Annotated in this window: 6 protein-coding genes; 2 read left to right on the forward strand and 4 right to left on the reverse strand. The window is 51.2% G+C overall.

The genetic code is table 11. The features are described 5' to 3' along the window. Window positions 1-29 precede the first annotated feature (29 nt). The 3 genes from NSQ73_RS24480 to NSQ73_RS24490 are packed head-to-tail and all read right to left on the reverse strand — an operon-like array spanning window position 30 to window position 7,789. On the reverse strand, window positions 30-2,390 hold the full coding sequence (locus tag NSQ73_RS24480; protein ID WP_340988513.1) for a beta-galactosidase: 2,361 nt from the start codon (window positions 2,388-2,390) through the stop codon (window positions 30-32). After that, window positions 2,359-4,359: a glycoside hydrolase family 2 protein gene (locus NSQ73_RS24485; protein ID WP_340988514.1), complete on the reverse strand. Its 2,001-nt coding sequence runs from the start codon at window positions 4,357-4,359 to the stop codon at window positions 2,359-2,361. The genes NSQ73_RS24480 and NSQ73_RS24485 overlap by 32 nt, the downstream gene beginning before the upstream one ends. Before the next feature lie 46 nt (window positions 4,360-4,405). Next, window positions 4,406-7,789 (reverse strand): tetratricopeptide repeat protein, encoded by a 3,384-nt coding sequence (locus NSQ73_RS24490; protein WP_340988515.1) that lies wholly within the window; start codon window positions 7,787-7,789, stop codon window positions 4,406-4,408. 347 nt (window positions 7,790-8,136) lie between these two features. Here NSQ73_RS24490 and NSQ73_RS24495 point away from each other — a divergent pair, with 347 nt between their 5' ends. Both NSQ73_RS24495 and NSQ73_RS24500 read left to right on the forward strand, forming a co-directional pair. Next, a complete protein-coding gene (locus NSQ73_RS24495) occupies window positions 8,137-9,033 on the forward strand; it encodes an AraC family transcriptional regulator (protein ID WP_039308141.1) in 897 nt (298 codons plus the stop codon). Between the two features lie 72 nt (window positions 9,034-9,105). Continuing rightward, entirely contained in the window at window positions 9,106-10,122 is a 1,017-nt protein-coding gene (locus NSQ73_RS24500) for an alpha/beta hydrolase (RefSeq protein ID WP_076242499.1), read from the forward strand. 86 nt (window positions 10,123-10,208) lie between these two features. Here NSQ73_RS24500 and NSQ73_RS24505 read toward each other — a convergent pair whose 3' ends face one another. Continuing rightward, window positions 10,209-11,918, reverse strand: coding sequence for an ABC transporter substrate-binding protein (locus NSQ73_RS24505; RefSeq protein WP_340988516.1), 1,710 nt, complete (start codon window positions 11,916-11,918; stop codon window positions 10,209-10,211). Window positions 11,919-12,035 lie beyond the last annotated feature (117 nt).

Genomic DNA, 12,035 nt, shown 5'->3' on the forward strand with positions numbered 1-12,035 from the left:
TTATCACTCCTAATTTGGGGATTCGCGTCTTATTCCGTTCTAATCACAAGCTCATACACAGGAACTGCACGAATGGAAGCAATATCGGCAATCAGCTCAGCAGCGCTCTCATTCCAGCCTGCCATCGTCGTATTACTATTCACGACAGTACCTTTGCGGATCGGTGATACATAGAGATACAATCCCTTGTCAACCAGCCGCTCTTCAAACCGCTTAAGTCCGATTTCCCAAGTCGTATTGTTGCAGAAGTTATCGTTAATGAGATCACCGTCAATGAAGGCATAGCCGATATCTCCGGCATAATCAATTTGCAGCAAGGCTTCTTTGACACCATCCAGAGAGCCGGATGCGAATTCAAGAACCGCCCGTTCATCCTTGACCTTCGTCCATGTAAAAGCAATTTCTGTCTTCGGTGCGAGCAGTTTGTAGGTTGTGAATAAACCGTCCTTTAATGCTTCCACCAGCTCTCCGCCCGATACCGAACCTAAACCTGCTTCAAAATCAGGGAACACGCTCAGCGTGACTTCCTCCCGGTCCGTCAGCTCCAGCTTGATCTCGTCCCTGGATACCAACAGATTCGCGTCCGTGAACAGGACACGCTGCTTGCCGCGGACTTCGGTTTTCCAGAACCCTAAGCTTTGCTTATCCGTCATAGTGTAGATGACAACTTTCTTGCCTGCAGCAGACACAAGACGCACGATGCCCGAAGTCTGCTCTTCCACTTCAATGATTGTCAGATCATCAAGCTGCCTGGTATGACCGACTTCGGTCTCAATACCCGCCACATCTTCCGATTGCAGCGCATAGCTGCCATTCATGCCCTCAGGCACAAAGAAGAAGTAATACGCAGTATCTTCCACGTCCAGCTTCGTAATCAGCTGCGCGGTTGCATATTTCAGCGTGATACCGGCCAGATCGAAGTTATACGGCATAATTACAAAGCTCCCGCTGCCCAGCGTCAGCTCTCCTTGAGCCGGAATCGTAATCGTCTCACCGGGAAGCTCAATGCTGACGTTCATATCCTGCAAATCATGATTCTCCACATGATCCTGGAAATTATTCAGGAACAGGAAGCCGGAGCCTTCATGTGAACGGATGGCATAGCGTAATTCACTCACATCGTACGGATCATTCTCCGAGGTGTCACCCGGCAGAATCGTCTTGGTCAAAGCGAACTGATTCTGGAACCCGGTGAACAAATAATGCTGCAGCTTCGTCCGCTTGTACGATTCGCGCACTTGTCCGAATTCACCAATCATCGCATTGAAATCATAGGAAATCTTCGGTGTCGCCAGATCGTTCGTGAACGGATTCACCTTTCCCTTAGGATTGCTACCTCCGTGGTACATATAGTATCCGAGCATATTGCAGCCCTCCGCCGTCTTCATGACAGACATGGCCGGAACGCTGTTATACGGAAACTTGAACCGGTATTTATAGAACTGAACCATCCCGCCGCCCATCTCACAACAGGCATACGGATAGTCTTCCGGCTGGTAGAAGGGCTCGAAATTGTAGCTCTTCGGAAGGTCGTTATTATGTTTGTCGCGGAAAATATACTCCGGCGTTGCCGGATGCTCCTTAATCCCGTCAAAGCGGTCCGTCTCATAGTAAATCCACGGCCAATACGCATATCCGCCCCACAATGGCAGCATATCTGGTACTGGTGTCGTAGCACCGCCCCAGCCTGTACATGTATAAATAGGCGTATCGATTCCTGCCTCAATCGCCAGATCTCTCAGCAGCAGCATATGTTCGTTACCGTCACTGCCGCCATTCAGCCACATATTATTGATGCCGGTCGTCAGGCCCCAGTGTGCCGAAGAGTGATTATGCTCATTCTCGATTTGGGTGCCAATAATCGGCCCTCCCTCTTTGTACAGCAAGCCCTGCACCTGCAAACCGATTTCCGCATACAGCCTCCGCACATAGGCCAGATACCCTTCTTCATTGGAGCGGACCTCGAACGGGCGGCCGAACAGCCAATCCGGCATCCCGCCGTTTCGCATTTCCCCATGACAGAAAGGGCCGATACGGATCATGACGTACAGATCATGCTTATCACATAGCTGAATGAACCGGCGCAAGTCTTTATTGCCTGCCCATTCATATATGCCTTCGATTTCTTCATGCAAATTCCAGAAAATATAAGTCGTGACGATGTTAACGCCACCCATCTTCATCTTAATAATCTCATCTTCCCAGTAGGCTTCATCATACCGGGAGAAATGGAATTCACCGCACACACCGTAATACGGCTCCCCGTTCTTCTCCATATAATAGTTCGTAAAGCTGATCCGTTCGCCCGAAGGGTTCACGCCGCCAAGCTTAATATGACCTGAGAATATATTCTTTTTATCATCGTTTACTTTGATCGGGTAGTTCTTCATAAAGGTCTGACTCTCCTTTGTTCAATTGCTGCTCTATGACACTGTACCCGTTCGGCCGATACACGGTAAGCACTTGCTGCTGTCCGGGCGCTGGTTGCACAGGGAGGTTCAAGGTCAGGAGATCTCCCGGCTGCATATCTGGAATGACTAATCTGGTTCCTTCCTCGCCTGCTGAGGACACCGTTAAATAATAATCCCGCACGGCATAGCTGGGAATATCCTTCCGGCATGTCAGGGTTACCTCAAGCGCTCCGTCGTGCCAGACTGGTAACTCTACCAGCATGAGCGGTGAAGAAATCTCACGCAAGGCAGCAAACGACGGCTTCACCCGGTTATAAATGTCTACAGAACCATGGATCCGCTGCTTCAGCTTCCCTTCACCCTCTTCACCCATTTGCGTGCGGTAATCATTTAGGCTGAAGAAGATTAACGCCGCGAACTGGGGATACTGGCGGTAGATTTCTGTTTTTTCGATAAGCAGCCGGGTTCTTCTGGCGTCCCCGCCTTCAAACACCGGTTCACAAAGCCCATATTCAGCCACAACAATGGGCTTATCAGGATAATCGGCAATAATCTGCCGGATGACCTTATGCTCATCCAAATCGCCATGCCACGTTCCTATATATTCGTTCCACATGAGCAGATCACCCGCACCAGTGGCATCCCTGTCAGGCTGATAAAGAACACTGTTGCTTACATAATTGATCAGCCGGCTCGGGTCCAGCTGCAGAAGCTCCGCTTTGAGCTGTTCCATATAACGCAGGGTCACGTCAGACTGGCCATCCAGCTCATTCCCCATCCCCCAGGCAAAGATACACGGATGATGCGCATGACTGCCAATCATCTCCCTGGCTTGAGACAGGGCGAGCGCGAAGGTGTCCTTCCCCGGCTCTGCCGGCTGCTGCCAATGCGGAATTTCCTCCTGAACGAGCAGGCCATTGCGGTCACACCAGTCCAGCAAATCATTTCCCTGCTGCCAGTGGAATCGTGTAATGACACAGTTCGCTTCCTTCAACCGCTCAAGCATCGCAATCAGATCTGCCTGCTTCTCGGCCATTCCAGTCGCCGGATTCGAGCCAGGCATCCACTCCACACCCATCAGCCGGACCGGTTCACGGTTCAGCCACAGCTCATGTCCCTTCACGACAATCTCCCGGAAGCCAAACGGGCGGACTACCCGGTCCTGGACCTGATCCCCAGTGCGCAGTACAATCTCAAGCTCATACAAATCCGGATGGTCAAAATGCCACAAATCAACCTCCGGTAGCAGGATGTCTTTGAAGCTCCAGGACAACGCTCCGCCAGTGACCTCTTCGGTTCCCTGCCAAATGCGGATATCCTTGCGGTAGACGGCAATGTCTGCACTGAGCGCAACGGCTGATGGTTCACATAGCTTGATGCGTGCAGATAGCTTGCCGTCCGTATGTCCGCCTTGGTCAGCGAAGATGACCAGCGGTTCCACCTTGAGCTGCTGAATGGACGCCAATCCTGTGACGACAAGCGTTACCGGCCGGATCAGCCCGCCGTCATCGGCCCAGTCAAAGCTGTTGCCCTGGGGCAACGCCACGTCACTGTTGCTGTTGTCCACTCGAATCACAAGCCGGTTCCCGCCTCCCGCATGAATATATGGGGTCAGCTCCGCTTCAAATGGGGTATAGCCGGAATTGTAGTGGCTGCCTGCCTCTACACCATTAACCCAGATATCCGTATCGCGGTAAGCCCCTTCCAAGGAAAGCCGTATCCGGCAGTCCTTCCACTCGTCAGGGACTGTTAACATTTGTTCATACCAGCCTGCCCCGCGGTAATCCTCGAGGCCCTCCTGTACATTCCAGGTATGCGGAACGGAGACCGTAACCGGGGACGGCAAGCCTGAAGTCTGCCATCCTTCCTGCTCGCCCCGGGTTACAGGGCCGGGCTGGAACTTCCAGCCCTCTTCCAGTCTTGTAGTGTAACGTCCTTCTTTGATCAAGATATCCACGTCCTCTCGCCTGTGTATTTCAACCCGATCTGACCCTTCACTTCTGTACACATAAGCGGCGGTGAATCATCGCACCTTGATGATTAGGCTCCATGAATAGAGCCGTTTCCAGCTCCTCAGCAGCTTCTAGGGTACGTCCGAGTCCGAGCAATCCCAGTCCGCGCATATACCGGCAGTGAATCACATTTCGGCGGTCCAGGTTATCCTCAAACACCAGGAAATCCGGCAGCGACACCGCAAAGTAGTCCATTTTGATCTCATCAAAAATATGCTTCTCCGCATAATCAATCAGTTTATTGAAGCGGCGTTTGGCTTCCTTCTCATTATGCAGCTTCAGCCACGCCAGCCCCTGGTAGAAAATCATTTCCGGCGGCTGATCGTTGTAGAACATCGCGCTTGCCGGTTCATCCAGTCCCTGTGAAGCTATGGCATAACTGGCGATGGCTTCTTGTTTCTGCTGCAGAGCTTCGTAGGCCATACCGAGGTAATAGTAGATATTGTTCTCCCGGGCACCCTCCAGCTTGCCTTCACCCAGATTCAGCGGATAGACGAGAGCCTGCTTGAAGCGGGCAACCGCTTCCCCGTAAAGTCCAGCCTGCAGATGCTGTTTGCCAAGCTCCGTATGGGCGAACTTGTATTGTCCGGTTACTTTGCCTTCCCCGCCTTCCCAAGGGTGGAAATTCCGTGAGCTTAAGGCTGCGAGAGCTTCATCATACCGTTCAAGATTGTTAAGCAGCGTAACATATTCGACGAAAAGATCATCACGCCGCTCCACCTGGCCGCGCTTCGTTTCAAGAATGGCGAGGCGCTCAGCTGAGGTCCAGGCCAGCTTCTTGCGGAGCTGGTCCAGTTCAAACAGTATCCGCACATCTTCCGGTGAGCAGGCGTACGCCTGCTCAAGCGAAGCCATGGCCGCCCGCGGGTTATCCTGCTTGTTGAAATAGGCGAGTCCCAGGTTACGGTGAACTGTAGCGTAATCCCCCCGAAGCTCCCGTGAACGCTCCCAGCTTGCGATAGCCTCCTCCGGGCGTTTTTTATCATAAAAGAAGTTGCCCAGATAGTAATGCGCCTTGTCATCTTCCGGACTGGCCTCAACGGTGCTCTCCAGCAGTGCCAGCTCAAACAAAGTGTTAGGGAAGCAATAGGCTGGATCTGCGGACTGGCCGGCACGGCGCTGCTCTTCCGCCTTCTGAAGCTGCCCCGTACGTGCATACAGCTCTCCAAGAGCGTAATGCAGCACCGGATACACGGAGCTTCCGGCAGGAACAGCTCTTTCGCCAATCTCAATGGCTTCTGGCAGCAGGCCACTGTCCATATAGTCTGAGATCAGAATAAGATAGTTGTGTGCGTCACTGCGCATGAGCAGATGCAGTTCGGACAGAACCTTTTCAGCACCAGCAGTGTCTTCCAGTGCACGCAGTGCCAGCGCCAGCTCGTTATAGGCACCGAAATCAGCGATATCCAGACCCATAGTTTCCATAGCGAATGCCTTGGCCTGCTCCAATAATCCAAGCTTGCGGAGCATAGCTGCCTTCAAATTACGGGCTTTGTAATTGCGTGAATTGCGGATCAGCGAACGTTCCGCCTGGTCAAGCGCTTCCGCATACTCTCCCTTGTGACTTGAAATTTGTGCCAGAGAGAAGTAACCTGCATCCTGCCAGGCTGCCGACCAGACTGATTTGTGAAAAGCAGTATAGGCTTCGTTCAGACGGTTCTGGCCGCGAAGTGCGGCACCCAGCTGATAGTAAGCCTCGCTGTCATACGGGTTAGGGTTACGCCGGGTCAGACGTTCAATCGCCTTACGGAAATAGGGCTCGCTGTCCCTATAAAGTCCGCGGCGCAGCAGCAAGATTCCATATGCCACATTCAGCCGGATATCTCCGCCGTCCCGCTTCAAGCCCTCCAGATAGTAGGCTTCCGGCTCGAACGTAGCGTGCCGGTATTGCTCCAGATGCTGGCCTGCCAGATACAGCTCCTCTGCTGAACACAGCTCTTCCGGCGCCGCGAGCGGCTTGGCAGCATCGGGAATACGCTCAATATCAGGACGTTTCGGCTGATAGGCGATAAGCAGTCTGCCTTCCGCATTCCGGACAGACAGCTTCAAGTCATGCTCCTGCTCCCCGTTGTCCAGTGGTACAGCTGTCTGATACACATCCACCGGGGACACATCCACCGTCTCACGCAGATAGCAGCCGGCTGCCCCGCTCAGTTCTACGACTGCCTGCTCCAGCTTTGAGGTCGCATACACCTTAACCAATGCCTGACCGGATTCAGCATCAATCTCCAAGTTGACAGCTGCGTCAATTGAAGCATTTTTCACGACCCCAATTTGCTTGTAAGGCATGAAATATTGCGTGAAGGTCTTCTCCTCATAAGGCTGCAGCCAGGTAAAGTCAGGCTGGTTGTCCGTGTATACGCCAGTCATAAGCTCAATGTACGGGCCATCCTCATCGGTCAACTGACGGTCCCACGCCTGGCCGAACTCTCCATTTCCCCAGGTCCATTGCTTTTTGCCGGGCGAAACATGATGATTCGCCACATGCAGCAGCCCAGCTTCTACGCCGTGATCATAGCCGCCGACGAAATTATAATCGGATTTATAAGCCATATAAGAAGTCGGAACCGGGATATTCTTGTAGCGGGAAATATCTACACCTTCCGAATAATCCTGTTTGTAATAGGTGCCGGTCGCGATCGGGAACCGGGATACATCGCGCTTGCCATGGTCGAATACGGCAGTTACATCCGGAGGAAACACCGATTGCGTATGATCATTGACCGCCACCGCCGGATTCGCCCACCACAGGAAGGTCTGCGGCTGAGGTGTCCGGTTGTAAACTTGAGCATTAATCTCCAGGTAAGCTTTGCGCGGATATAGCTTGAAGGCAGCGGTAACCTTGGTGCCGTACATCCGGTCAATTTCACTGACCCATACTGTAGCGCTTCCATCTTCGGTTTGCTCATACCGGTATTCTACCGGACCGAAGGTATTCGGGCGGTGATGCTGCGGCCAGTTGAATTCAATCCCCCCGGAAATCCACGGCCCGGCCAGGCCAACGAGTGCCGGCTTGATGACCCGGTTATAGTAGACGAAGTCGTAATTATTGGTCTTGTCGAGAGCCCGGTAGATTCTGCCGCCAATTTCCGGCATAATTTCAATCCGGACGTATTCATTCTCCAGGATCACCAGCTTGTAGTTTTTATCGGCCTTCACATCCGAGATGGACTCGATTACCGGGTGAGGATACACGCGGCCTGAGCTTCCCTGATAGACTCTTTTCTCCAGAAACATAGGATTGGGGTCAGCTTCTCCCGCCTCATACGTAGGAATCAACACACTTGTCTCCCATACCTGAACTTGGATTCCGCCAGACCCGGCTGGAGCCGCCTCCAATGTACGCTCTACAGCTTCTTGCTTCATGCTTAAACTGCCTCCCTAGTCTTGATAGTTATACTTTAGCGTCTGCCGGGGAAGGTTCCAATTGACGAAATGCGGGAAGTGATGGATTATATTCTTATTCGAAAATATATGAGAAGCCCAAAAGCATTAAACTTAAAGCGTGTTCGTCACTGCGGTGAACATTTGGACTTCCGGCCGCTGTTGTCACCAGATTTCTTGATTATTGCCGCTGTCCGCGGTTTGAAATCCGGTGACAAAGGCGGTCGCTACCGCTCCTACAGTTCCAAATTCCCCCTCCGTTCCTATTCGCTTTTCGTTTATTGCTTAGTGATTCTATATATTCCCTTAACAGGGGGAGGGCAGCAGAAATGAGTCATGACCATATTCGCAAGCCTGAAGGGTTTGTCGAGGAGAAGCTATATGTGCTTCCGGAATACTGGATGAAGGAGCTGGAGCAGGAGGAGCTGACTGCTTCCTTATTTATTACGGACATCGGTTATTTCCCTAACGCCCAGTATCATTTCAGGGAACGCCTGGAAGGCAGCCCGTCGCATATCTTTATCTTTTGCGAAGCCGGAGCGGGCTGGATCGAGCTGAATCACGGAGAACGCATGCACCTGCAGCAGGGAGACATGATGATTATTCCTCCCGAAACCGCACACAGGTATGGGGCAATGCAGGAGAACCCCTGGAGCATCTACTGGTTTCATTTCAAAGGAAGCCACGCGAATAGACTGGTGCAGCTGTTCGGTTTATCTAATGCTCCCCTCTCATTATCACCAAGCGGTAAAGCCCGTTTAATTGAATGGTTCATCCCTGCCTTTGAGATGCTGGCCGAGCGGACTTATGCGCTGACTACACATGTACATGTTGCGCAGACCGTAAGGCAGCTGCTCTCAGGAATTGGGCTTAATGCCGGAAAATCGGCTCAAGAGAAGAAACGCGAAACTTATCTGGAGCAGGCGGTTCAATACATGAATGGGCATATGGGCGGCTCTATTTCACTAATTGAGCTGGCTAATCATGTGGGAGTGTCGAAGCAGCATCTGATCTATTTGTTTAATTCCGAAACCGGAGTCTCTCCAATTGAATATTTCCTGCGGCTGAAGATCCAACGGGCAGGTCATCTTCTGGATCTTACTGAACTGAGCATTAAAGAGGTCAGCTCGGCCGTGGGTATTCATGATCCTTATTATTTCTCCCGGCTCTTTAAGAAGATTTCGGGCTTCTCTCCTTCAAGCTACCGGAAAATACCAAAGGGCTAACATTCCTTCACAACGATTAATGTACCTTTTAAATTCCGGTTCGACCCAAAGAAATCTCATTAGGAGGGCACCATGAACATATCAGTTCAAAAATTCAGGATCGGCAGGAAAACCGGAATCACATTAAGTATTATAGCTATCCTGATCATCGCAATTGTCGTTGTAAACCAGCTAACACCGCGTCCTTTTGTGGCTATTTTTAGAGCATTAATTAGTACCCAGGAGAATGCTGTAAATGTGGGTCCGTACGCTGAACAAATCATAGATGTTGAAGTTAGTGACGTAATCAGTATTCCTGTCGAGGGTTTACCCGATGCGCAGATAACCATGTATACCTTTGGCGTTGAATCAGACAAGCCTAAGCCCCTGATTTTATTCATACATGGCGGCGGCTGGACCGTAGGTACTGCGAAACAAGTGGGTTCCTTCTCGAAACTCTTAACGTCGGAAGGATATGTTGTGGCTTCCCTGGATTATTCGCTCGCTCCTGAGTACAGATATCCGGCTCCCATACAGCAGGCCGCAGCAGCAATCCATTATCTGCAGACTCATGCTGAGGAATACAATGCAGATCCTGCAAAGCTCTTCATCGGCGGTAACTCAGCGGGTGCGCAAATATCAAGTCAGCTGGGAGCGATGATTACTAATCCCACTCTTGAACAGCAAGTCGGGGTAAATTTGGATATACCGGCTGCAAACGTGAAAGGCTTACTGTTATTGAATGGTGTATATGACTTTGATACTGTAGCACGGGATAACTTCCCCGGGTTTAGAAAATATGCCTGGAGTTACACTGGACAGAAAGATTACGAAAACTACTCCAGATTAGACGAGCTTTCAACTGTAAAAAATATCACCTCCGAATATCCGGCAACATTTATAACCGCAGGTGATGCTGATCCTCTGGAACCTCAAACCTACGAAATGGACGCCGTTCTCAGAGCTAAGGGTGTTGACGTTACAAGTGTTTATTGGACAGGCAGCGGAAATAAATTGCCTCATGATTATATCTACCAACTACAGACGGAGCCTGCGCAAATCGCCTATGAAGAGGTTGTCAAATTTCTAAACGATAAATCGCAGCCATAGAAATTGAGCGCGGCAGCTAAATCAAACAGCGGCAATCCGGGACCTTATTTCCCCGTCCCGGATTGCCGCTGTTTCTTCATATGCTCCTACTCAACATCCTTCCCGGTAAACAGCTCCACTCTCGCTTTTACCAGCTCCGTATATTCCTTCTCCATCTTCTCAGCACCGGCTTTGTTCAGCTCTGCAATGAAATCATCGTAGATTGTATCGAACTCGGCTGTGCTGGCGAGGATGGCTTCCGGTATGCGCTTGTGGACGATATCCTGTGTTTTTTGATAGATGACCTGATAGTCCCCATCGGTTGGCACCGGCATGTTGTACAGCGCGCCCCACTCTTTGACCGGGAATTCATCCTCCGCAGGGAAGAGATCCTTCCAGGTTGTCGCTTTATAAGCGGCCAGGCTTTCCTTCTCTGCATCCGAATATTCGGCAAGGATCTGTTCGGGGAAGTTCGTGGTATAGTAATTATCCGTGGAATCCTTCACCCCGTCACCGTAGCGGACACCCAGGATGGAATATAAGCCAATCCCTGTATTCTTGGTGAAATTTGCGGCATCGTTAACCTTCTGGTCGAGAATGTCAGCAGGAATGACACGTTGTCCATTGTCCACATTGTATTGTTTGCCTTCGATGCCCCAGTTTCTCAGCACCTGGCCTTCTTCCGAGGACAGCCAGTCCAGGAATTTAATTGCGCGGACCGGATCCTTGCAGGCAGTGGTGATGCTGATGCCATAGCCGTCCACTCCTACTGACTGCATCGCATGATCCTTATACTTCTCACTCAGCGTCACCGGGAAGTGCGCATACGTATACTCATCTTTGCCGGCCGCTTTGAGGGCATTCTCCGCATCCTGATACTCCCATTCTACAGAAGTGAGACCCAGCACCCGGCCGCTGGCGATTTTGGCTTTGTATTGATCATCCTTTTGGACAAAAGAGTCCTTATCGAGCAGCCCTTCATTATACATATGGTTCAGCCAGCGGAAGTACTCCTTCTCCTCCGGTTTCTTATAATGCAGCATCGTCTCGTACGTTTCCGGATTCACATAATATTCGCCGTCATTGGTTCCGCCTGTTGTGACATCCCCCTGATTGGTGACGGTTATCATAACCTTCCAGCCGTCCGCGTTCACCGTCATCGGGATGGTCGGCTGCCCGTCCGTGGTCGGATGCTTGGCCGCATATTCCTTAAGCACATTCTCATAATCCTGCACCGTTTTGACCTCCGGATAGCCAAGCTCCTTCAATACGCGGTGCTGAATCTGAAAGCCGTTGGTTGCATCAAAATTCTGGTTATCCACACCGACATTGGTCGGGATCGAGTAAATGGCCTGGTTGTCGTTACTGTATTTCATCCGGTTCATGTTATCACCCATTACTTTTTTGATATTAGGCGCGTATTTGTCGATCAGATCGGTCAGATCAAGGACGGCTTCCGCATCCACCAGCTTGCCCAGCTCGCCCTTGGCATAGATGAGTTCGGGATAATCCCCGCTGGCTGCCATCATGGAGATTTTGTCCTGACCGCCGCCGCTGCCGACATCGAATTCCGCATTCAGGGTAACCCCTGTCTTGGCGGTAATCTCTTTGCCGATATCATCCTGCATCTTGTTCCAGTTCGGACTGGCATCGGCACCAAAAAAAGTAAAGGTGACCGGAGCTGTATCATTTCCGCTGGTATTCCCGTTCGCAGCATTCCCGGCGTTATTGCCCGCATTGCTGCTGCAGCCTGCCGAAATGAGCAGCGTGCCTGCCAGAAGCGCCGTGCCTAGTTTTCTTGAAAGTGTTGCCTTCATCTCTCTCATCCCCTTTTGCTGAATGCGTTTACAGTCTCATTTTAGCGCCGATGTTGGCGGATAACCTTGATTTTCGAGTCGCAGACTAGCATTATATAGACAAACACGTATTTCAGA

The organism is Paenibacillus sp. FSL R10-2736 (assembly GCF_038000245.1).
Taxonomy (GTDB): domain Bacteria; phylum Bacillota; class Bacilli; order Paenibacillales; family Paenibacillaceae; genus Paenibacillus_AQ; species Paenibacillus_AQ phytohabitans.